Here is a 21817-nt window from a genome sequence, read left to right on the forward strand (position 1 = left end):
AATCCATGGCTGGTGATGATCAGTTAGGTAGTATTAGTAATGATGATGAAATTGGCGTTTGCTTTTTTGTATATGCTGCAATTATTGCCATTGCGTATGATTCACGCGCTGGCACGATGCGTGGGCTGGTTAAGTTATTATGCGGTAGCACCACGGCGGCGTATTGGTCTGATTAATTTGCGCCACTGTTTTCCCGAATGGACTGAACAGCAGCGGCGTAAAGTATTACGCGAACATTTTTACCATATGTCTATGCTGTTACTGGAATATGGTCTGTATTGGTATGGCGATGCCGGACGGCTGAAAAGACTGGTGCGCTATCAGGACAAACATTATCTGGATGAAGCACTGGCTGCCGGTAAAAAAGTAATTTTACTCTATCCGCACTTTACTGCTTTTGAGGCAGCCGTATATGCTCTCAATCAGGATGTTCCTCTGATTAGCGTTTATTCGCATCAGAAAAACAAACAATTGGATGCGCAGATTCTGAAGGGTCGCCAACGTTATAACAATGCTTTTCTGATTGGGCGCACGGAAGGGCTGCGTGCCATTATCAAGAAAATCAAAAGCAGTAGCGCTCCGTTTCTTTATTTGCCTGATCAGGATTTTGGCCGGCGTGAATCGATTTTTGTGAATTTTTTTGCGATTCCTACTGCTACGATTGCCGGACTGAGTCGTATTGCGGCTTTAACGAAAGCTAAAGTTATCCCAACGATTCCGACCCGCGAGGCTGATGGCAGTGTAACCTTGCGTTTTTACCCACAATGGGACAATTTTCCCAGTAAGGACATCGTTGCCGATACACAGCGCATGAATGATTTTATTGAGGCGCGGGTACGCGAACATCCGTCACAGTATTACTGGCTGCATAAACGTTTTAAAACCCGACCGGAGGGTGAGGCATCGTTTTACCAGAAAATTCACAAATAAAAAACTGGCTATTTGTTATGGCCAATAATCAGTCAAAGAAATACTGCTGCCATGATTTAATTCTCTGGCAGCAATTGTTTATTCAGACACCAGATAATGCTACAGACTGGCCGATATATGCATCGTTATGTAGTGCTTTCAGCATAAAATGTGCTACATCTGCACGGGCAATGCGACCGCTGCCGGCCGGAATACCCTGTACCGCTTCAATGTAATTACCGCTAAATGTACCATGGGTTAAGCCCAGTGGACGCACAATTGTTGCAGCCAGACCAGCCACCTGAATCTGCTCTATAGCTGAGCGATGGTCTGCCAGCGGATGACGTAAAAATTCCATTGCAGCCTGACCTCGTTCACCCTCCAGTTCATTATCCACGCCGGCAGAAGCACAATATACGATGCGCTGAATTCTATGTTTTTGCAATTGCGGGACAATATTACTGAGCATACGTTGTAAATCATTACCCGGTTTGATGCCCTGATTGGTATTCAGGGCTGAAGCCACAGCATCATAATGGCAGTTATCGGCAAACAATGCTGCAACATCAGCAGTCTCAAACGCATCACAGCGACGAATATGTAAACTGGGATGCTGTAAATTGAATTTTTCCGGTGTGCGCAATGTAGCAGTCACTTCATCACCATTGGTTAGTGCCTGTTCAACCAAAGATTTGCCAACGCCGCCGCTGGCACCAAAAACCAAAATATGCATTAATGCTCTCCCGCTAATATAGTCAGAATTAGTTTAATAAGCCAATATTATAAAAATAGTCCCGATAAATGGCAGCCTTTTGTGCCAGTGCGAGTGGATAGGCACGCGAAGAAGAGGGGAGTCTGGATAAAGTTAAGTGTCGGCCGTTTAGTGTGGTATTACTGGGATGGCCAATAGTCGGTGCTACGGTATCAGTTGGCAGAAGCTTTAGTAATGTACTGGTAGCTTTATCGCCGGTAGTCATTATATGTTGGCAGTCCGGAATCTGTGCCAGTAATGCCGGTAAATCTACTGGGGTAATTACTTCGAGAAATTTATCTGCCGCATTGTTTTGCAGGCGCCTAATTTGATAGGCTGTATCATTAATAGCAATGCCTCGTTCAGATAAAAAAGCACGAATTAGCGACTCATTAAATGCTTTATTGTTATCGGTGAAAAAATAATGTTTGTCCTGAAAAAACACCAGCCCGAAAATGCGCCACATATCGTTTTGTAGATTCGGATAGTAGAAATGCATTTTCCAGCGTGCAGCCGGTGGCGGGAACGAGCCAAGCATCAGCAATCGGGCATTGGCTGGTAAAAAGGGAGCAAGCGGATGTGTTTCAACCATCATTTCAACCATAAATACTCATAATGTAATCGTACTGGCTAACAGCGACCAAACAGGCAGGCAACCATATGTGCCTGTTCATCTGTATAACCCGGTTCACCTAGCCGTGCTGCCATTACCCACTCATTGGAAAAGCCCTGCTGACCACTATATTCATGCCACAGGCGCTGCTGTTCGGTTTTATTGCCATTTTTGATTGCTATTTGCATGCGTTGCCTGATATTCTGCGGTATAGAATTATTCATCATAATCTCCGTAAGTCTTAGATAAGTTGCCCTTGGTTTTCATAGCGGCGGTGGAACCACAACAGACAGGCGCAGCCACATAAGGCCAGTGGTACACCCAGTAACGCTGGATATTGATAACCCCAGTGATGGCTGATGGCCAGTCCGCCATTATATGAACCAATAGCATTACCCAGATTGAATGCCATCTGTACACTGGCTGCGCCAAGCATTGCTCCGCCCGGGGAATGGCGCAGCAATAACAGTTGTTGCGGTGCCGATACGGCAAACAGACAGAATGTACATATACACATTAGTGTGGCTGATAGCCAAGGGGTAGACGCAAACATAAAGATCAGTAGCAATGTCACAGCAGCCAATCCCTGTAAACTGGCGGCTACTTGTCCCGGTGTATAGCGATCAGACAGTCGGCCGCCACACCAGTTCCCTGCCACCATACCGACGCCAGCCAGTACCATCAGTAAACTAACCTGATTGCCACTGAAACCGGATACCTGTGTCAATAATGGGCTGATATAACTGAACCAGCAAAAAATCCCGCCATTACCTAAGGTGGTGGCCGCCAGAATCAGCCAAGGCGCTGCTGATTTTAGAAAACGGAATTGTCCCAGAATGCCGGTATCCGGTAGTCGTTCTATTTGCGGAATAAAACGTTGTAAAGTAAACACCAGCACAATTGCCACTATAGCTACTAAAGTAAATACCAGCCGCCAGCTTAAATGCAGACTTAACCATGTGCCGACTGGTACGCCAAGCAGATTGGCTACTGTCATTCCTGCAATCATCATTGCTACTGCCTGCGCTGAATGTCCGGGTGGTGCCAGTTTGGTAGCGACAATTGAACCGATGCCAAAATATGCGCCATGTGGCAAGCCGGAAATAAAACGTGCTACTAGCAGAGTTGTGTAACCAGGCGATATTGCCGCTAGTAAATTACCAATCGCAATCAGTACTGATAGTGATAGCAGGATGGTTTTGGGCGGTAAACGGTAACTTAATACCAGTAACCAAGCACCACAGCATACACCTATTGCATAAGCAGCAATAAAATGTCCGGCTTGTGTAATGCTGATACTGAGTGCAGTGGCCACGTCTGGTAGTATTCCCATCATACTAAACTCAGCCATACCCAGAGCAAATGTGCCTAACGACAACGAAAGTAAACTTTTCAATAGCATAATAATCTACAGCCATAGTCTATGCAGCAATACCAGTAAGTTTAGACGCAGCCTGCCAGCTTGTCACTTGTCGTGTACGTAAATTTCACACTCAGCAGAAATTGATAAACTAAGCAGAAATTCAGCCCTATGGAGCCAGCAGCATAATTGATGCACCAAGCAAACACATCAATGCGCCACTGATATCCCATTTGTCTGGTTGCGACCCTTCACCAGCCACGCCCACAATAGCGAACAGCTAATATAAATTCCGCCATAGGCTGCATATGCGCGCCCAGCAATATTACTTTCTACCAAATTACTTTCTACCAATGTGAGCAGCCACGCAAACAACAGTACAGACAGTGTACCCAGTAGCAGCCAGAGTACAGATTTCTGCATGCGTTGCCACGCTCAGAATGAAAAACAGCCGCTGATTTCAGCAATTGCGGCTAGAAAATAGTATATAAAAGTTTGCATGGTTTGTTTGTCAGAGCGGCTTGGCTGGTTGAATTGGTCTGAATCATAGCTGGAAATAATAAAAGCTATTCATACCATAGCAGGATTGGTTGTGATGAACAATTTGTCAATTTCGCATATGGCAGTATTTTTAATAGCTAACTAATAGGGTGATTTGCTGCTTATGATATCTTTGAAACAACATGAACTAAATCAAGCTGAGATAAAAAAACTGCTAAAAATACATTAATTTAAGGTGTAATGATGTAATATGGAATATATTAATATATAAATAATATTTAGTTTGGGAGCAGTAAAATGAAAAAAGTGATCGTTCAGTTTTCATCAATTAATGCATTGATGGCAGGGTTGTTTGATGGGGTGTTCAGTGTGGGAGAAGTAAAAGAATATGGTGATTTTGGTTTAGGCTGTTCACATGCACTTGCTGGAGAGGTGATTATCAATAAAGATTTTCTGGAGGCAGACGGCGATAAGGCGGTAAAAGTAATGGATAATGATGAACTTTTGCCGTTTGTACAGGTAACTACATTTCAGCCGGATAAGGTGGTGGATGTTAACGATGTAAGTAAAAACAATCTGTATTGGCATCTGGCGCAATATTTATTGCTGGATAATGTGTTTGTGGCAGTAAAAATTAGTGGTCGCTTTGATGAGTTGAAAATCCGCCGTCCGTTTGTTCAACATAAACCTTATCCGTCGGTGGTTAAGGTATTTGAGCAGCAGGTAGTAGATACGGTAGAAGATGTAACCGGTACCTTAATCGGTTTCTGGACGCCAGAGTTTTTCAAGGAGTTATCAGTAGCCGGTTTTCATCTGCATTTTATTGATACTACACATAAACTGGGTGGACATGTAATTGATTTTATGGCCAGCAAAGCTGAGCTGGCGTTTGAGCGTAAGCAGTCGGTTGAAATTATGCTGCCTGTGAACGAGGAATATTTGCGCAAAAACTTAAAAATGGATGATTTAAATAAAATTATTAAACAGGTAGAAAATTAGCCTGAGCGTGTTACACTGCTTTCTGGTTATCCAGAACAGATTTAAGGGGGTATGGTGGAGTTTACTGGTACTGCTGGATAACCTGCCTGCTACCTGTGTTGAAAGTGTAAACCATGAAAAAGATAATCTGTGGGCTATTCTGTCTATGCTTGCTGGCCGGATGTAACCGGCAGCCAGTTGATTCTGTCACAGCTTCATCAGAAGAAGCCAGCCAGCCGGTGCATATGCCGCTGGCGATTGATCCGGCGTTGACAACATCTGTTGATCAGCAGCTGCTGGCGTTACAAAAGAAGCTGCCCCAAAAGCATAAACAAATTATGTTTAATGCGGCGGTACGGCATAATCAGACAATTTATTATTCGTATACTATGCTGGATAGTAAACGTAATCGGGATAATTTCAATGTGGAATCGGTAAAAAAGGATTTACAGCAGAGTTGCCGCCAGCCGCTGACTCGGCGTATGTTGCTGGGCGGGTTTGATTTTGTGTATGTTTATACTTTTCAGGATCATTCGCAGGTAAGTGTACTGCTGTCTGGTAAAGATTGCCGTTAGGTGTGCTGTAGTGCTGTGAATTATTTTTCTGGTTTAACAGAAAAGGGGGCAGTTAATGCCCCCTTGTTGTTTTTATTCGCTATTATTTATTGTTTTAGACGAGCAAAAGCAGCAGCCATGGCATTATCTGTGCTACCGGAACTTTGTGTTCTGCTATTCTGTTTGCGTGGGCGTTCGTGCCGTTGTGATGTAGGTTGGGCATCGTCATTTAGACGCATAGATAGAGCGATGCGTTTACGAGGTATATCAACTTCGATTACTTTAACCTTAACTACATCACCGGCTTTAACAATATCGCGCGGATCGCTAATATAACGGTTGGCTAGTGCAGAAACATGTACCAATCCGTCCTGATGAACGCCGATATCAACAAAAGCTCCAAAGGCCGCCACATTGCTGACTACGCCCTCAAGTATCATGCCGGACTGAAGATCAGTTATGTCTTCCACACCGTCGGCAAAGGTAGCGGTTTGGAATTCACCACGGGGATCACGACCGGGTTTTTCAAGCTCGGCCAGGATGTCGTTAATGGTAGGCAAGCCAACGTTATTATCGATATAATCGGTGGGTTTCAATGTCTTAATTACATTGCGGTTACCGATCAGCTGGTCGGCACGCAGTTGAGCTGTTTTAAGCATTCTGGCTACAATGGGATAGCTTTCGGGATGGACGGCACTGGCATCCAGAGGTTCATCTCCACCCTGAATACGCAGAAAGCCGGCAGCTTGTTCAAAAGTTTTGCTGCCTAGACGAGGTACTTTGAGCAGAGTCTGGCGATTGGAGAAAGCACCATTTAGGTCGCGATAGCTGACAATATTCTGTGCCAGTGTGTTGTTCAAGCCAGAAATACGCGCGAGTAACGCAACTGAGGCGGTATTAACATCTACACCCACTGCATTCACGCAGTCTTCAACTACGGCATCCAGGCTTTTGGCTAACTGGCTTTGGTTAACATCATGCTGATACTGGCCAACGCCAATGGACTTAGGGTCGATTTTAACTAACTCAGCCAGTGGGTCTTGCAGGCGGCGGGCAATAGAAACAGCTCCACGCAGACTAACATCCAAATCAGGAAATTCTTTGGCTGCCAGTGCAGAAGCAGAATAAACAGATGCGCCAGCTTCGGAGACAACGATTTTTTGCAGGTGGTAATCGGGCAGGGTGCGAATCAGCTCGCCGGCCAGTTTGTCAGTTTCTCTGCTGGCTGTACCGTTACCGATGGCGATCAGCCGAACTTTATACTGTTTAACCAGATGCATTAGTATGGTTAGTGCGCCTTTCCAGTCGTTACGTGGTTGGTGCGGGTAGATAGTGGCGGTTTCCAGTAGTTTACCGGTATCATCAACTACTGCTACCTTTACGCCAGTACGGATACCAGGGTCAAGGCCGATAGTGGTGAACCGTCCAGCTGGTGCCGCCAGTAGTAAATCTTTCAGATTTTGAGCAAAGATACTGATGGCCGCCTGATCTGCATTTTCTTTAAGCCGGTTTAAGGCTTCCAGTTCCAGTGACAGGAAAATTTTGGCACGCCAGCTTAAACGTACGGTGTCGCGTAACCAGCGGTCGGCTGCACGTCCCATATCGGTAATACCAAACTGCTGCGCAATAAGTTGTTCGTAAATACTCTGTTCACTCAGCGGTATATCATCTGGCTGGTATTTCAGACTGAGTGACAGTATGCCTTCATTACGGCCGCGTAATATGGCCAGTGCACGGTGACTGGGCATGCTGTGAATCGGTTCGCGGTGGTTGAAATAGTCTTTGAATTTCTCGCCAGTACTTTCCTGACCCTCAAGTACGGAGGCATGGATTTCTCCTTCGCGCCACAATTTATCACGTAATCGGCCAATCAGAGTGGCATCTTCGGCAAATTGTTCCATTAGAATTGCACGTGCACCATCCAGTGCAGCTTTACTATCAGCTACATTATCATTTAAATAGTTTTGTGCGATAGTTTCTGGATTCAGGTCTGGCTGAGTCAGCAGGATTTGAGCCAGAGGTGCCAGTCCGTGTTCGCGGGCAATCTGTGCTTTGGTACGGCGTTTGGGCTTAAAGGGAAGATAAATATCTTCCAATGCGGTTTTGTTATCAACTGCTGCTATGGTCTGCCGCAATTCATCAGTGAGTTTGCCCTGTTCTTCAATGCTGGATAGTACTGTCTGTTTGCGTTCCTGTAATTCACGCAGGTATTGTAGGCGTTCAGCAAGGGTACGTAGTTGAGTATCATCCAGACCTCCAGTAGCTTCTTTGCGGTAACGTGCCACAAACGGTACAGTGGCGCCATCATCCAGCAAGTCAATCGCTGCCTGAATCCGTGCAGAAGCAACATTCAGTTCTGAAGCAATTTTCTCAGTGATGTTCATAACAATTTAATCTGCAATCAAAAAGGCAAGCATAGCTGGCTACAGAAGCTTTGTCACCTGTTCCTGTATGTGAAAATCGCCAGTAAATATTGCCCTAAGCTGTATTAGCGGCCTGTATCAATAAAAAAGGCTATTTGTTTGAAACAAATAGCCCTAAATGTTGTTTGAATTAGATGAATTTATCTGGCAACAGGATAAGTACCGGGTATTAAAATATCCGTGTTGACGGCTTTAATATCGGTATGTCCAGTAAAGGCCATGGTGGTATCCATTTCATCATAGATAATTTCTAATGCGCGTTTTACTCCGTCTTCACCATATGCGCCCAGACCATATAGGAATGCTCGACCAATCAATGTACCTTTGGCACCCATGGCAATGGCTTTGAGAACGTCCTGACCACTGCGGATACCACTGTCCAGCCAAACTTCAATATTATTACCTACCGCAGAGACAATATTGGGTAAAGCATGGATAGTAGAGGGGGCACCATCTAGCTGGCGGCCGCCATGATTGGATACCACAATCGCATCTGCACCAGATTTCACTGCCATTTCAGCATCTTCAGCATCCAAGATACCTTTGATAATCAGTTTTCCCCCCCATAAATCCTTGATTTCTTCTATGTCTTTCCAGCTCAGACGCGGATCAAATTGTTCAGATGTCCATGAGGACAGTGAGGTCATGTCAGCAACACCTTTGGTATGGCCAACGATGTTGCGGAAAGTGCGACGCTGAGTATTCAGCATGGCCAGACACCATTCTGGTTTGGTAGCCAGATTCATCCAGTTGCGCAGGGTTGGTTTAGGGGGAGTAGACAGGCCATTTTTGATGTCTTTATGTCTTTGTCCTAGTACCTGTAAATCGGCAGTAACCACCAGCGCGGAACATTGTGCAGCTTGAGCACGGCGAATCAGATCGCGCATGAATTCACGATCACGCATCACATACAGTTGAAACCAAAAAGGGGCGCTGGTGTTTTCTGCAACATCCTCGATGGAGCAGACAGACATGGTGGACAGGGTGAATGGTACACCAAATTTTTCTGCCGCCCGTGCCGCCAGAATCTCGCCATCAGCGTGTTGCATACCGGTTAATCCTGTAGGTGCCAGTGCCACAGGCATTTTTACTTGCTGGCCGACCATTGTCGTTTCCAGCGTGCGACCTGTCATGTCGGTCAATACACGCTGACGCAGTTTAATTCCTTGAAAATCAGCACTATTGGCATGATAGGTAGATTCTGTCCACGAACCGGTATCGGCATAATCGTAAAACATTTTTGGTACTTTGCGCTTGGCAACTTTGCGCAAGTCTTCGATACAGGTCATTTTGCTTAATTTTTTTTGCATGTGGTTACCTATTTTTCAAATATTCTTTATGGGTGCAGTTTTAACTGTATAAGATAATGTTATACATCAATTTTATCTGATCTGCCATAATGGTGTGCATACAGATGGATGGCTGCTTGTATTCAAACAACACGTGACAGTTTATAAATCATCACCATAATCAGAATCAGCAGACAGCTAATGCCAACCAGCATTGTCCATGGCCCCCAGCGTTGTGAGCGTCCACAAAATCCAGCCGTTAATATGGCACAACAAAGGCCAAGTAGAATGAGCAAAATGTTAAATTCCATTTTTTACTCCAGTAAAAATCTCTTTGTTGTAAATAACTAATTCAATTATTGTAACGACCAGATTGCAAACCTGTCTGTTTTTTGACATATACGCTAAATGATTGCAACTACAGACTATTTATCCATTTACTTTGCCTGCAAATTGCTGGCAAGCAGTACCTGAAATGAGTTTTAATTCAGCTAATGTCAAGTATGAATGTAATCACTTTTTTCTGTCAGGGCAAATATTCTGAAAAAAAAGGCTTTATCTGGCAGAAAGCGCAGATAAAATAAAACCCCACTCGCAAGTGGGGTTAGATATTATAAAGAGAAGAAATTAGCCTTTTTTCTCTTTGTCTTTTACTTCTTCAAATTCAGCATCAACGATATCATCGTTGCCCTTGTTTTGTGGCTGTTCTGCCTGAGTACCCGCTTGCTGGCCTTCTGCCTGTGCCTGAGCATACATCATTTCACCCAGCTTCTGGCTGGCTGTACCCAAGGCTTCAGTTTTGGCATCAATCGCAGCTTTATCCTCGCCTTTAACAGCTTCTTCAGCTTCCTTGATGGCCGCTTCAATTTTTTCTTTTTCAGCAGCATCCAGTTTGTCGCCGTAATCGCTTAAAGATTTTTGTACAGAGTGAATCAGTGCCTCAGCCTGATTGCGGCTGGCTACCAGTTCAGCCAGTTTACGATCTTCTTCAGCATTGGCCTCAGCATCTTTTACCATTCGTTCGATTTCTTCTTCGCTTAAGCCAGAAGATGCCTGAATAGTAATGTTGGCTTCTTTGCCAGTGCCTTTATCTTTAGCAGATACATGCAGAATACCGTTGGCGTCAATATCAAAAGTTACTTCTACTTGTGGTACACCACGTGGAGCCGGAGGAATATCACCCAGATTAAATTGTCCCAGACTCTTGTTGGCAGAAGCACGTTCACGCTCGCCTTGCAATACATGGATGGTTACAGCACTCTGATTATCTTCAGCGGTAGAGAATGTCTGCGTTGCCTTAGTTGGGATGGTGGTATTTTTATTGATGAGCTTGGTCATCACGCCACCCATGGTTTCAATACCCAGAGACAATGGTGTTACGTCTAGCAACAATACATCGCTACGATCGCCAGCCAGTACCGCACCTTGAATTGCAGCGCCTACAGCAACAGCTTCATCTGGATTAACGTCACGACGTGGTTCTTTGCCAAAGAAATCTTTAACAGCTTCCTGTACTTTTGGCATACGGCTCTGACCGCCTACCAGAATAACATCGTTAATATCGTTTACGCTCAGGCCGGCATCTTTAATTGCAGTACGGCAAGGTTCGATAGAACGGGTAATCAGATCTTCTACCAGACTTTCGAATTTGGCACGGGTAATCTTCATAGCCAAATGTTTTGGACCGGAAGCGTCCATAGTGATGTAAGGCAGATTGATTTCAGTCTGTTGACCACTAGAAAGCTCGATTTTGGCTTTTTCAGCAGCTTCTTTCAGTCGTTGTAAGGCCATTACATCATTTTTCAGATCAATTCCCTGATCTTTTTTGAATTCGTCAATAATGTAGTTAATCAGACGCTGGTCGAAGTCTTCACCACCGAGGAATGTATCACCATTGGTAGCCAGTACTTCAAACTGCTTATCACCATCTATTTCGGCAATTTCAATAATGGAAATATCAAATGTACCACCACCAAGGTCGTAAACAGCAATCTTGCGGTCGCCTTTTTCGCCCTTATCCATACCAAAGGCCAGAGCAGCGGCAGTCGGTTCATTAATAATGCGTTTTACGTCCAGACCAGCAATACGACCGGCATCTTTAGTAGCCTGACGCTGGCTGTCATTAAAATAGGCCGGTACTGTAATTACAGCTTCAGTTACTTTTTCACCTAGATAATCTTCAGCCGCTTTTTTCATTTTGCGCAATACTTCGGCAGAAACTTGCGGAGGTGACAGTTTTTCGCCATGAGCTTCTACCCATGCATCGTTGTTATTGGCTTTAACAATTTGGAAAGGCATTGATTTAATATCGCGCTGTACTTCAGCATCATCAAATTTTCGACCAATCAAACGTTTTACTGCATAAATAGTGTTTTTGGGGTTGGTTACAGCCTGACGTTTGGCCGGTGCACCCACCAAAATTTCATTATCATCCAGATAAGCTACGATAGAAGGGGTAGTACGCGCACCTTCAGCATTTTCGATTACCTTAGTCTGGCCACCTTCGGAAATGGCAACACAGGAGTTGGTAGTACCCAAGTCTATACCGATTACTTTTGCCATAATTTAAAAATCTCCTAATGATTTAATTTCGTAATTTGCGCCATTATCGTACGGCTACAAATAAGTAGTTCAAAACCACTGCTATACTATTGCTAATGAATCGTAAATGGGTATGCCTGAGACGATTTCAAGCATAGTTTTGCAAATTTTATCCAAATAATAGTGACAAGAAAGTCTGCTTTAACATCAATAGCGTTTGCTTACATGGTTATATGTTATATTCATTCAGGCTTGAACAGTAAAATCGTTCTACTTATCTGATTAATACCGTCTGATGCTTTTTTGCTCTATATCAGACGGTATATAACAATAAGAGTCTATAATCACTCTTAATATTAACGATTTCTGTCTGGCTGTATCTATATCTTCATGATCTAGGAGTATGTTGTATGCCTGAAAAAATTGGGTTCAAACCCATTCCCGCAGCCGTAGCGCTGTTAATCAGCCTGATTATCTGGTTTGCTATACCGATACCAGAAGGGGTGTCACCTCAGGCTTGGCATTTATTGGCCATGTTTGTGGGTGTTATTGCGGCTATTATTGGTAAAGCCATGCCAATTGGAGCATTATCCATTATTGCTATTATGCTTGTGGCATTAACCGGGGTTACCGCAGATACCCCTAGCAAAGCCATGAATGATGCGCTGAGCAGTTTTGGTAACCCGCTGATCTGGTTGATTGGTGTGGCTATCATGATTTCACGCGGCTTGTTAAAAACCGGCTTGGGTGCACGTGTTGGCTATCTGTTTATTGGTTTGTGGGGTAAACGCACATTGGGTGTTGCCTACAGCTTGGCCGTAGTGGAACTGTTACTGGCTCCGGTGACACCAAGTAATACAGCACGTGGTGGTGGCATTATTCATCCAATCATGAAGTCTATTGCATCCAGCTATGATTCTGATCCAGAAAAAGGTACAGAAAAACGCATGGGTAAATTTCTGGCTCTGGTTAACTACCACGCCAACCCTATCAGCTCAATCATGTTTATTACTGCTACCGCACCTAATCCATTAATTGTGGATCTTGTAGGCAAAGCAACAAACTATGATATACATATATCATGGGGTACATGGGCGCTGGCCATGTTATTGCCTGGTCTGGTAGCCATGTTTCTAATGCCATTGTTCATATATTGGATGTATCCGCCTGAAATCAAGCAGACTCCTAATGCAGTTGCATTTGCTAAAGAGCGCCTGAAAGAACAAGGACCAATGACCCGTGATGAAAAAATCATGCTGGGTATTTTTGCAGTATTACTAATTCTGTGGGCAGGTATACCGGCCATGCTGTTTGGCAAAGCCTTTACTGTCGACCCAACCACTACTGCATTCATTGGTCTGTCACTGTTATTGTTAACCGGTGTATTAAGCTGGGACGACATTCTGAAAGAAAAAAGTGCATGGGATACCATTACTTGGTTTGCGGCACTGGTAATGATGGCTACTTTCCTGAATAAACTGGGGCTAATTACTTGGTTCTCCGGTGTATTGGAAACCAGTATTGGTAGTCTGGGTATGGGCTGGATGGGTGCATGTGCACTGTTATTACTGGCTTATATGTATGCACACTATATGTTTGCCAGTACCACGGCACATATCACGGCCATGTTTGCTGCTTTCTATTCTGCCGGTTTGGCATTAGGTGCACCTCCTATGCTATTTGCACTGATGATGGCCGCCGCCTCCAGCATCATGATGACGCTTACTCATTATGCTACTGGTACCTCACCTGTAGTATTCGGTTCTGGTTACGTTACATTAGGCGAATGGTGGAAAGTTGGTTTCATCATGAGCGTACTTGAACTGATCATATTCGTGGTTATCGGTGGTATATGGTGGAAAGTTCTGGGTTTATATTAATCCAATCTGTTCACTCTCTCAGGCTGCCAAAATTATGGCAGCCTTTTTTGTTGTTTAAAATCAAATTCAATGGTTTTGACAGCGATTTTACTTGTTGCTTCTGTTTGGAATCGGTTATGATGCATTGCCTTAAGGGAGTAGTTGCACAGGTGATTTCTTCAGTACCTGTGGTTACGGTCAACATATTTACAGCTTTTGCTGTATGGTCGTAACGTCTACTAAATGGTGGATTAACGAGACTTGAGACAGGATAAAACCGCTATGGCGGGCGTTTTATCGTGTCTTTTGTCTTTATGCCCGCCAACGGTATTCTAAAAATGATTCATGCTTTTCTATCTTCTGTAGTTCCTGTCGCTTTGGCTGAAATTGGTGACAAAACTCAATTACTGACTTTATTTCTTGCTACTCGCTTTGCCCGAAAATATGCCATTATCTCTGGTATGCTATGTGCTACCTTACTTAATCATATTGTTTCTGCTTGGCTTGGGGTTGAAGTGGCGCATTTTTTTACACCTCAATTAATGGGCTGGGTAGTAGGTTTCAGTTTTCTAGTGGTGGGTTTATGGCTGTTAAAACCAGACAAAGATGAAGGGGTAGATACCCGTTTTATGCGCTATGGTCCGTTTGTGGCTACAGCAATATTGTTCTTTTTGGCAGAAGTAGGGGATAAAACCCAAATCGCTACAATATTACTGGCTGCACAATATCGTGATTTATACTCAGTAGTATTGGGCAGTACCGTAGGCTTATTACTGGCAAATGTTCCTGTAATATTTTTTGGCAACTGGCTGATGCAACGCTTACCTCTCAATCGAATCCGTATAGGTGCCTGCTTATTATTTTGTCTTTTAGGCGTTATTACTCTGATTCAGACATGGTTAAATTAAAGTATCTGGGATCACAGAGCAGATTTATTAATATTATCGGACTCATCTAAAGACCATGCAAAAACTGTTGAAACGGTGTGACTGGGTTAAATCAGATCCCCTCTATCAGCATTATCATGATTATGAATGGGGGCAGGTGCAAAAAGACGGACAAAAACTATTTGAAAAAATCTGTCTGGAAGGACAGCAAGCTGGTTTATCATGGATTACAGTGTTAAAAAAACGTGAGGAATACCGACGTTGCTTTTACAATTTTAACCCACATAGAATTATTACTATCACAGATATCGAACCATTGCTACAAAATCCGGGGCTGATTCGCCATCCGGCCAAATTGCAGTCTATCATTAACAACGCCCATGCCTATCTCACCATGCAGCAGCATGGTGAAGAGTTTGCCAGCTTTATATGGTCATTTGTCAATTATCAACCGGTTATCAATCACTATAAACTTTTATCTGAAGTGCCGGCACAAACAAAAGTCAGTGCTGCTATGTCTAAAGCATTAAAACATCGTGGCTTTAGTTTTGTCGGACCCACCATCTGTTATGCTTTTATGCAATCAATGGGATTAGTAAATGATCATTTAACTAGTTGTTTTTGCGCCCAGCATTAAAAGTAGCCAGTTCGTATATATACCTATGTAAGCAGAATAAACCAAAAATTTGTTTGCAAAAAATATACAAATTAATAAATCATATGTCATGAAGGTAAAAACTGTGATAAAACATGAGCACAATAAATAATTTATCGTATAATCATATTCCTTGACTTAATATGCAGTTTTATTGGTTAATTAACTTAATCAGAGTAGTTGAGATACAAATCTGTTTGTTTTTAGAGTTTAATCTTTTAATTCAGACGCAATGAGCCTTTGTCATGCAAAACAAGTTCGGACGTGGTCTTTATTTAAGTGCCTGCGTACTGTTATCAGGCTATTCAAACTCTGTTTGGGCTGAAGATAAAACAACCACAACATCTGCGGCCAGCGAACCTGTACCAGTGGTGACTTGGTATGCGTGTCCACTGGCAAATAACCATGTCAGCTACACCACTAAACCTCTAGATGTTCAATGCCAAATTGCCAAACATCCACCTACAGAAAGTGATGATTTAAAAAAGCATTCATTGGAAAATCAGAATGCCCCGGGGTTAGAGCAATTACAACGTCTCTGGTATAGTGCTGAATTTGGCCGTGACGGCGATTTAATGAAAATACCGGCAACACCTAAAATAGGTACCCTACTGCGCCAGCACACACCAAAGCCAGATACAGTTACTGCGATTAAAAATAAAAATAACGTAGCTACAATACCAGCAAAAATAATTGTTGTGCCCAAACTAACGCCAAAGCAGTTAGTACAACGTGATATTGCCAGTGAACAACGTGCGCTGATGGCAGCTCAGCAGCAGCTGCATCAGGCACAAAAAAAGGGCATTGTTGCCCAAATTCAGCGCTGGCAGCAGAATGTTACCGATCGACAGGCCAATATTCGTGTATTGAAACAAGAGTTAAGCCGATATTAAAATTAGCCAATATCCATATTTTAAACCATAGACAACAATCAAACTTGTAGCCAAAACGTTACCGGTCCATCATTAACCAGAGAAACCTGCATGTCTGCTGCAAAAATTCCAGTTTTAGTAATAAGCTGTTTTTGGCATAACTCAACAAAATAATTGTATAAATGATTGGCTTCAGATGGCGTTGCACCTTTAGTAAAACTTGGTCTCGTACCTTTCTTTGTATCAGCAGCAAGAGTAAATTGTGAGACAACCAATAATTGGCCATTCACCTGCTGAACATTCAAATTCATCTTACCATCCTGATCACAAAAAACCCGATAACCTAGTACTTTGTCACAAAGACGTTCAGCTTTTTGCAGATCATCACCCCGTTCTATCCCTAACAGAACCAGCAATCCTTGCTCTATCTGGCCGACAGTTTCACCATTTACACAAACACTGGCCTGTTTAACGCGTTGTATTAATGCAATCATAAATATCCTATTTAAAACACGTTTAGTTTTTCACCTTAGAAGATTATTCTATCAGTACAGATTAAAAAAGCACCATACAGGCAGACAACCAAAATTGATCATCTGAAGAAAACAAAAATCCTATATAAGAAAAAACGCCTGCTTAAACACAGGCGTTTTTTCTTATATCAATAAAGCTTAATCAATATCATGAATAAACTGTACTCCAGTTAACTGCGAAGACAAAATAGCAGATTTAATCATACGTAGGGCTTTGGGGCGGACAAAATTGCGACGTGAGGCCAATACCACACGCCGTTCTGGCGTCGGATTAGTAAAAGGAATAATACTGAACAACAAATGGTCATTTTCCGTTAATGCCGTAGCAGGCATTACACTAATGCCCAAACCACTAGCAACCATATGCCGGATTGTATTAATAGAACTTCCTTGAATATTATTCGATAAACCCAGAATCTTCTGACGCGCGGCCAATTCCTGACAATTATCTAATATATTATCCCGCATACAGTTACCCTCTGTAAGCAATAATACACGCTCTTCGCCCAGCTGTTTTGGCGTAACTTCGTCTAATTCCTCAAAAATATGACCTTTTGGAACAATAACGAAAAAAGGTTCATCATAGAGCGGAATGGTTTCCAGTCCCGTTTCATGAAATGGTTCAGCAACCACAATTGCGTCCAGAGCACCACGCTTGAGTGAGTCCGTTAGTACGTCAGTGTAGTTTTCATCCAGTTGTAACGGCATTTCAGGTGCTAGTTGCCGCAGTGACAAAATCAGTTTCGGTAATAAATAAGGTGCAATTGTAAAAATTAGACCAAGCTTAAATATCCCTTCCAGCTCACTTTGTTCCTGATTTGCCATCAGCTTGATACGATCTGCCTCCTCAAGCACCCGGCGTGCTTGTAGCACAATTCGCTGGCCAGCATCAGTTGTCATGACTTCATTACTGCTGCGATCAAATAATGTCAGCCCTAACTCTTCTTCCAGCTTCTTAATTGCAATAGATAAAGTAGGCTGGCTCACAAAACATCGCTGGGCAGCACGTCCAAAATGTTTTTCCTGAGCTACAGCCACAATATAGCGCAATTCAGTCAGCGTCATTCACTGGCCTTTTTCTTTCCTGTTTCCGGTAAAGTAATATTCAATGCCAATACATCCATGCCATCTTTTTTTTCTTGGGCAATATGAATATCGTCTAAAGAAACATGAACATATTTTGATAATACTTCCAATAGCTCTTTTTGCAACGTAGGCAAATAATCCGGTGTTTGCGTAGCACGCTCCTGCGCAATAATAATTTGCAAACGATCTCGTGCCATCTGAGCGGATTGTTGCTTTTTGCCAAAAAGAAAATCCATTATAGACATGGTTTAACCTCCAAACAGACGCTTGAAAAAGCCTTTTTTCTCAGCATCCAGAAAGCGGATTGGACGGTCTTTGCCCAATAGGCGCGCCACCACATCTTTATACGCCTCAGCGGCTACAGAATTTTCCTGCAAAATAACAGGCGTACCCGAATTGGAAGCCTGCAACACATTTTGCGATTCAGGAATTACCCCAATCAAAGGAATACGCAAAATATCCTGAATATCCTGAACAGACAACATTTCACCTTTTTCAACTCGTTCAGGCGAATAGCGTGTAATCAGCAAATGCTCTTTTACTGGAGCACTATTAGTTTCAGCACGGCGGGATTTACTGGATAAAATGCCCAGAATACGGTCAGAGTCACGTACACTGGAAATTTCTGGGTTAGTGGTTACAATTGCCTCATCAGCAAAGTACAAAGCCATCAATGCGCCCTGCTCAATACCCGCTGGTGAATCGCAGACCACATATTCAAAGCCCATCTTGTCAGTCAGGGCTTTTAAAACCTTTTCCACCCCATCTCGGGTAAGCGCATCCTTATCACGGGTTTGAGAGGCAGGTAAAACATAAAGATTATCGCAGTGCTTATCCTTGATTAACGCCTGATTAAGAGAAGCTTCATCCTGAATAACATTAATCAGGTCATAAACTACACGGCGTTCACAACCCATAATCAAATCCAGATTACGCAGGCCCACATCAAAATCAATTACCGCAGTTTTATGGCCGGCTAAAGCCAGACCTGTTGAAATGCTGGCACTGGTCGTGGTTTTACCAACACCACCTTTACCTGACGTCACCACAATAATCTTTGCCACAATTAAATTCCTTTTGTTATATAAATGAATCCATTAATTCATTCACAAATTAGCAACACATAAAATCATGTGTTTGAATAAATTAATGTGCCTGAATCGCACTCAGTACCAGCCGGTCATTTTGCAGGAAAACCTGCACAGGTTGATGATCTAAATGTGCTGGTAACTGCTGATCAAATATACGATAAATACCTGCCACAGATACCAGCTCAGCTTGCATAGACTGAGCAAAAATACGAGCATCCTTATTCCCAGCAGCACCAGCTAAAGCACGCCCACGCAAAGGGCCGTAAATATGAATATTGCCATCAGCAATGATTTCTGCGCCTTCGCTAACCAGTCCCAGAACAATCAAATCAGATTTTTCCGCATAAACCTGCTGCCCGGTACGGATCGTACGATCAATAACCAGTGTAGGCTGGGCATTTTCGGTCACTGATGAAACAATTTTTTCTTTAGTAACATTTTCCGATGGTGGGGAAAGCACTTCGGCCACAGCCTTAACCCGTGAATTCGCCTGCTCTTCCGGCAAAATACTAAAAGCTATATTTTGTTGTTTAGCCAAATTGGCCCAAGCTACATCAGAATGACGAATGGCTATAATGCGTAAATGATGTCGTGCAAACAGCGCAATTAACTTTCCCAAATCCACTGTTGCTGGATTGGCAAGATTTTGCATATCCAGAGTAAAAGGCATATTACGTAAGTTTCCAAAACGTTCAGCCCGTTGCTTTAGTTCATGGTTAATCAAAGTCAGGTCATCAGACAGTAACTGTACTGATAGTGTATCCAGACGCGCGGATTTCACATTAAAAGCAGCTTTCATTAACGTGTTTGCCCAAATAAATTATGATTAGAATATAGAATAAGTACCGAAGTGTACCGTTTTGATTAAGCGGCTTCAATTACAACCCATAGCCTTAGACAAAATAATCATCCTTTAGCCAAGAAAAATTGATAATGACTGACATTTTTACCATACACACTCAAACGAAAAAGTCATCTATACCACGCATTAATATTATCGGTACCGGTAAAGTTGCCTCAACATTGGCCGTCATCTGGCATCAAAGCAAGCAAGTAAGTATACAGGCGGCATGGAACCGCAGTTTTACAGCCGCACAGCATCTTAAAAACTATATACCGCATATTCAGCTTCATAAACAGCTACACACCTTACCACCAGCTGATATCTTAGCCATAGGCGTCAGTGATCAGGCCATTGAAACAATCAGCAAACAAATTAATCAGGCAGATTGGATAACCGCCGATACATTAATATTACATTTTAGCGGAGCATTAAGCAGTAAAGTGTTAGTAACAAACAAGCAGAAAGCATTAACAGGATCGCTGCATCCAGTATTTGCTTTTGCCAAAATTGAAACAGCAATTAACACATTAGCCGGCCATCTATGCGCGATAGAAGGAGATAGCGCAGCATTACCTTTATTGCAACAGCTGGCACAAATAGCAAAATTGAACAGTTTTAATATTGATGCTTGTCAAAAAAATCGCTATCACGCCGCACTTACTATCAGTGCCAACTTCTTAGTTACATTAAATGCTTATGCTCGAAATATATTGACATCTTTATCTTTGCCACAAAATTTAGCAGAAGATCTAGTAAACCAGCTAATGCAGCAAAATCTGGATCAGCTAAAAATTATGTCTCCAGCAGAGGCATTAACCGGCCCGATAAAACGAGGTGATAGCAACACAATCGCCCATCACTGGCAGGCTCTAAAACCTTCAGAACAAATAATTTATAAAGCACTGGCAGAGCAAACTTTAAACTTAAGCACATTAAGTGAAGATAAATACCAGCAGATACTGCAAATCCTTTCTTTAAAAGGAGACTAGAACCATCAAATTGAGCGATATATCTAAGAGACTGATTAAAACAAAACAACCCAAGGCTAAATGCATTAAAATAAAATTATTTAAAAACATTTGGTTGTTAGAATTTCCAAAAATAATCGGAAGAAGTTGTTGACAGTGGTACTTCGGGGGCGTATAGTTCGCCTTCTTCGCTGATGACGCGACACGAAACGAACTAAACAGTTTAAAGTAGAACGCAGTCGAAAGCAACGCTCTTTAACAGAACAGATTACCGATAAGTGTGAGTGCGGATAAGCCTCACACTGATTCAGAGAGACGAGATAAAAACATATCTTGTCAATAACTTTGAAGCAGACCAGTGATACTAAAGGGAACTTTGGTATTGCAACAAGCTAAGATTAAACATAAGAGTTTGATCCTGGCTCAGATTGAACGCTGGCGGCATGCTTTACACATGCAAGTCGAACGGCAGCACGGAGAGCTTGCTCTCTGGTGGCGAGTGGCGAACGGGTGAGTAATGCATCGGAACGTACCGAGTAATGGGGGATAACTGTCCGAAAGGATGGCTAATACCGCATACGCCCTGAGGGGGAAAGCGGGGGATCTTAGGACCTCGCGTTATTTGAGCGGCCGATGTTGGATTAGCTAGTTGGTGGGGTAAAGGCCTACCAAGGCGACGATCCATAGCGGGTCTGAGAGGATGATCCGCCACATTGGGACTGAGACACGGCCCAAACTCCTACGGGAGGCAGCAGTGGGGAATTTTGGACAATGGGGGGAACCCTGATCCAGCCATGCCGCGTGTCTGAAGAAGGCCTTCGGGTTGTAAAGGACTTTTGTTAGGGAAGAAAAGCTGGGTGTTAATACCATCCAGTGCTGACGGTACCTAAAGAATAAGCACCGGCTAACTACGTGCCAGCAGCCGCGGTAATACGTAGGGTGCGAGCGTTAATCGGAATTACTGGGCGTAAAGCGAGCGCAGACGGTTAAATAAGTCAGATGTGAAATCCCCGAGCTCAACTTGGGACGTGCATTTGAAACTGTGTAACTAGAGTGTGTCAGAGGGAGGTAGAATTCCACGTGTAGCAGTGAAATGCGTAGAG

General features: G+C 43.1%; 22 protein-coding genes and 1 rRNA gene. 9 read left to right on the forward strand and 14 right to left on the reverse strand.

What is annotated here, in order from left to right; genetic code table 11:
• The first annotated feature begins 45 nt into the window (after window positions 1-45).
• Entirely contained in the window at window positions 46-930 is an 885-nt protein-coding gene (locus BHC51_RS00775; RefSeq protein WP_100153106.1) for a lipid A biosynthesis lauroyl acyltransferase, read from the forward strand.
• Between the two features lie 82 nt (window positions 931-1012).
• Here BHC51_RS00775 and BHC51_RS00780 read toward each other — a convergent pair whose 3' ends face one another.
• The 5 genes from BHC51_RS00780 to BHC51_RS00800 all read right to left on the reverse strand — a co-directional run bounded on the left by BHC51_RS00780 (window position 1013) and on the right by BHC51_RS00800 (window position 4056).
• Entirely contained in the window at window positions 1013-1642 is a 630-nt protein-coding gene (locus tag BHC51_RS00780) for an NAD(P)-dependent oxidoreductase (RefSeq protein ID WP_100153099.1), read from the reverse strand.
• A gap of 28 nt (window positions 1643-1670) precedes the next feature.
• Window positions 1671-2264 (reverse strand): uracil-DNA glycosylase family protein, encoded by a 594-nt coding sequence (locus BHC51_RS00785; RefSeq protein WP_100153100.1) that lies wholly within the window; start codon window positions 2262-2264, stop codon window positions 1671-1673.
• A gap of 26 nt (window positions 2265-2290) precedes the next feature.
• Window positions 2291-2497 carry a cyanate hydratase gene (locus BHC51_RS00790; protein ID WP_257380293.1) on the reverse strand — a complete coding sequence of 69 codons (207 nt, stop codon included), beginning with the start codon at window positions 2495-2497 and terminating at the stop codon, window positions 2291-2293.
• Between the two features lie 17 nt (window positions 2498-2514).
• A complete protein-coding gene (locus tag BHC51_RS00795; RefSeq protein ID WP_100123442.1) occupies window positions 2515-3675 on the reverse strand; it encodes an MFS transporter in 1161 nt (386 codons plus the stop codon).
• Window positions 3676-3843: 168 nt separating this feature from the next.
• Complete coding sequence (locus tag BHC51_RS00800) at window positions 3844-4056, reverse strand: hypothetical protein (RefSeq protein WP_257384749.1); 213 nt, start codon at window positions 4054-4056, stop codon at window positions 3844-3846.
• A 375-nt stretch (window positions 4057-4431) separates the two neighbouring features.
• Between BHC51_RS00800 and budA the strand changes: the two genes are divergently transcribed.
• Both budA and BHC51_RS00810 read left to right on the forward strand, forming a co-directional pair.
• Window positions 4432-5133 (forward strand): acetolactate decarboxylase, encoded by a 702-nt coding sequence (gene budA, locus BHC51_RS00805; RefSeq protein ID WP_100153101.1) that lies wholly within the window; start codon window positions 4432-4434, stop codon window positions 5131-5133.
• A 113-nt stretch (window positions 5134-5246) separates the two neighbouring features.
• Entirely contained in the window at window positions 5247-5687 is a 441-nt protein-coding gene (locus tag BHC51_RS00810) for a hypothetical protein (RefSeq protein WP_143557414.1), read from the forward strand.
• A gap of 86 nt (window positions 5688-5773) precedes the next feature.
• Here BHC51_RS00810 and BHC51_RS00815 read toward each other — a convergent pair whose 3' ends face one another.
• From BHC51_RS00815 to dnaK, 4 genes are all read right to left on the reverse strand, one after another.
• Window positions 5774-8050 carry a Tex family protein gene (locus tag BHC51_RS00815; protein WP_100153102.1) on the reverse strand — a complete coding sequence of 759 codons (2277 nt, stop codon included), beginning with the start codon at window positions 8048-8050 and terminating at the stop codon, window positions 5774-5776.
• Window positions 8051-8229: 179 nt separating this feature from the next.
• The gene (locus BHC51_RS00820) at window positions 8230-9399 is read right to left on the reverse strand and encodes an alpha-hydroxy acid oxidase (protein WP_100149155.1); all 1170 of its coding nucleotides are present in this window, start codon (window positions 9397-9399) and stop codon (window positions 8230-8232) included.
• A gap of 122 nt (window positions 9400-9521) precedes the next feature.
• On the reverse strand, window positions 9522-9689 hold the full coding sequence (locus BHC51_RS12560; RefSeq protein ID WP_180295724.1) for a hypothetical protein: 168 nt from the start codon (window positions 9687-9689) through the stop codon (window positions 9522-9524).
• A gap of 316 nt (window positions 9690-10005) precedes the next feature.
• Window positions 10006-11940 (reverse strand): molecular chaperone DnaK, encoded by a 1935-nt coding sequence (gene dnaK, locus BHC51_RS00825; RefSeq protein ID WP_100153103.1) that lies wholly within the window; start codon window positions 11938-11940, stop codon window positions 10006-10008.
• 401 nt (window positions 11941-12341) lie between these two features.
• Here dnaK and BHC51_RS00830 point away from each other — a divergent pair, with 401 nt between their 5' ends.
• From BHC51_RS00830 to BHC51_RS00845, 4 genes are all read left to right on the forward strand, one after another.
• On the forward strand, window positions 12342-13799 hold the full coding sequence (locus BHC51_RS00830) for a DASS family sodium-coupled anion symporter (protein ID WP_100153107.1): 1458 nt from the start codon (window positions 12342-12344) through the stop codon (window positions 13797-13799).
• Between the two features lie 320 nt (window positions 13800-14119).
• Complete coding sequence (locus BHC51_RS00835) at window positions 14120-14686, forward strand: TMEM165/GDT1 family protein (protein ID WP_100153108.1); 567 nt, start codon at window positions 14120-14122, stop codon at window positions 14684-14686.
• 55 nt (window positions 14687-14741) lie between these two features.
• A complete protein-coding gene (locus BHC51_RS00840) occupies window positions 14742-15302 on the forward strand; it encodes a DNA-3-methyladenine glycosylase I (RefSeq protein ID WP_218966355.1) in 561 nt (186 codons plus the stop codon).
• A 263-nt stretch (window positions 15303-15565) separates the two neighbouring features.
• Entirely contained in the window at window positions 15566-16213 is a 648-nt protein-coding gene (locus BHC51_RS00845) for a hypothetical protein (RefSeq protein ID WP_100153104.1), read from the forward strand.
• 38 nt (window positions 16214-16251) lie between these two features.
• On the opposite strand, the gene dtd is transcribed toward BHC51_RS00845, so the two are convergent.
• The 5 genes from dtd to minC form a co-directional block, all read right to left on the reverse strand.
• The gene (dtd, locus tag BHC51_RS00850) at window positions 16252-16686 is read right to left on the reverse strand and encodes a D-aminoacyl-tRNA deacylase (RefSeq protein ID WP_100153105.1); all 435 of its coding nucleotides are present in this window, start codon (window positions 16684-16686) and stop codon (window positions 16252-16254) included.
• Window positions 16687-16863: 177 nt separating this feature from the next.
• The gene (locus tag BHC51_RS00855; protein WP_100099760.1) at window positions 16864-17790 is read right to left on the reverse strand and encodes a LysR substrate-binding domain-containing protein; all 927 of its coding nucleotides are present in this window, start codon (window positions 17788-17790) and stop codon (window positions 16864-16866) included.
• The gene (gene minE, locus BHC51_RS00860) at window positions 17787-18056 is read right to left on the reverse strand and encodes a cell division topological specificity factor MinE (RefSeq protein WP_100099759.1); all 270 of its coding nucleotides are present in this window, start codon (window positions 18054-18056) and stop codon (window positions 17787-17789) included. The genes BHC51_RS00855 and minE overlap by 4 nt, the downstream gene beginning before the upstream one ends.
• Window positions 18057-18059: 3 nt before the next feature.
• A complete protein-coding gene (gene minD, locus BHC51_RS00865) occupies window positions 18060-18875 on the reverse strand; it encodes a septum site-determining protein MinD (RefSeq protein WP_100099758.1) in 816 nt (271 codons plus the stop codon).
• 82 nt (window positions 18876-18957) lie between these two features.
• On the reverse strand, window positions 18958-19701 hold the full coding sequence (gene minC, locus BHC51_RS00870) for a septum site-determining protein MinC (RefSeq protein ID WP_100123438.1): 744 nt from the start codon (window positions 19699-19701) through the stop codon (window positions 18958-18960).
• Between the two features lie 134 nt (window positions 19702-19835).
• Between minC and BHC51_RS00875 the strand changes: the two genes are divergently transcribed.
• Together BHC51_RS00875 and BHC51_RS00880 are read left to right on the forward strand one after the other, a co-directional pair.
• Complete coding sequence (locus BHC51_RS00875) at window positions 19836-20735, forward strand: Rossmann-like and DUF2520 domain-containing protein (protein WP_100123437.1); 900 nt, start codon at window positions 19836-19838, stop codon at window positions 20733-20735.
• Window positions 20736-21114: 379 nt separating this feature from the next.
• Window positions 21115-21817, forward strand: a 16S ribosomal RNA gene (locus tag BHC51_RS00880); the annotation flags it as partial.

This window comes from Snodgrassella alvi (assembly GCF_002777745.1).
Classification (GTDB): domain Bacteria; phylum Pseudomonadota; class Gammaproteobacteria; order Burkholderiales; family Neisseriaceae; genus Snodgrassella; species Snodgrassella alvi_D.

What these genes read in the sequence shown, in the direction of transcription:
- BHC51_RS00775 (WP_100153106.1), top strand. Translation starts at nt 46, where the DNA reads ATGAAATTGGCGTTTGCTTTTTTGTATATGCTGCAATTATTGCCATTG.
- BHC51_RS00780 (WP_100153099.1), bottom strand. Translation starts at nt 1,642, where the DNA reads ATGCATATTTTGGTTTTTGGTGCCAGCGGCGGCGTTGGCAAATCTTTG.
- BHC51_RS00785 (WP_100153100.1), bottom strand. Translation starts at nt 2,264, where the DNA reads ATGGTTGAAATGATGGTTGAAACACATCCGCTTGCTCCCTTTTTACCA.
- BHC51_RS00790 (WP_257380293.1), bottom strand. Translation starts at nt 2,497, where the DNA reads ATGAATAATTCTATACCGCAGAATATCAGGCAACGCATGCAAATAGCA.
- BHC51_RS00795 (WP_100123442.1), bottom strand. Translation starts at nt 3,675, where the DNA reads ATGCTATTGAAAAGTTTACTTTCGTTGTCGTTAGGCACATTTGCTCTG.
- BHC51_RS00800 (WP_257384749.1), bottom strand. Translation starts at nt 4,056, where the DNA reads ATGCAGAAATCTGTACTCTGGCTGCTACTGGGTACACTGTCTGTACTG.
- budA (WP_100153101.1), top strand. Translation starts at nt 4,432, where the DNA reads ATGAAAAAAGTGATCGTTCAGTTTTCATCAATTAATGCATTGATGGCA.
- BHC51_RS00810 (WP_143557414.1), top strand. Translation starts at nt 5,247, where the DNA reads ATGAAAAAGATAATCTGTGGGCTATTCTGTCTATGCTTGCTGGCCGGA.
- BHC51_RS00815 (WP_100153102.1), bottom strand. Translation starts at nt 8,050, where the DNA reads ATGAACATCACTGAGAAAATTGCTTCAGAACTGAATGTTGCTTCTGCA.
- BHC51_RS00820 (WP_100149155.1), bottom strand. Translation starts at nt 9,399, where the DNA reads ATGCAAAAAAAATTAAGCAAAATGACCTGTATCGAAGACTTGCGCAAA.
- BHC51_RS12560 (WP_180295724.1), bottom strand. Translation starts at nt 9,689, where the DNA reads ATGGAATTTAACATTTTGCTCATTCTACTTGGCCTTTGTTGTGCCATA.
- dnaK (WP_100153103.1), bottom strand. Translation starts at nt 11,940, where the DNA reads ATGGCAAAAGTAATCGGTATAGACTTGGGTACTACCAACTCCTGTGTT.
- BHC51_RS00840 (WP_218966355.1), top strand. Translation starts at nt 14,742, where the DNA reads ATGCAAAAACTGTTGAAACGGTGTGACTGGGTTAAATCAGATCCCCTC.
- BHC51_RS00845 (WP_100153104.1), top strand. Translation starts at nt 15,566, where the DNA reads ATGCAAAACAAGTTCGGACGTGGTCTTTATTTAAGTGCCTGCGTACTG.
- dtd (WP_100153105.1), bottom strand. Translation starts at nt 16,686, where the DNA reads ATGATTGCATTAATACAACGCGTTAAACAGGCCAGTGTTTGTGTAAAT.
- BHC51_RS00855 (WP_100099760.1), bottom strand. Translation starts at nt 17,790, where the DNA reads ATGACGCTGACTGAATTGCGCTATATTGTGGCTGTAGCTCAGGAAAAA.
- minE (WP_100099759.1), bottom strand. Translation starts at nt 18,056, where the DNA reads ATGTCTATAATGGATTTTCTTTTTGGCAAAAAGCAACAATCCGCTCAG.
- minC (WP_100123438.1), bottom strand. Translation starts at nt 19,701, where the DNA reads ATGAAAGCTGCTTTTAATGTGAAATCCGCGCGTCTGGATACACTATCA.
- BHC51_RS00875 (WP_100123437.1), top strand. Translation starts at nt 19,836, where the DNA reads ATGACTGACATTTTTACCATACACACTCAAACGAAAAAGTCATCTATA.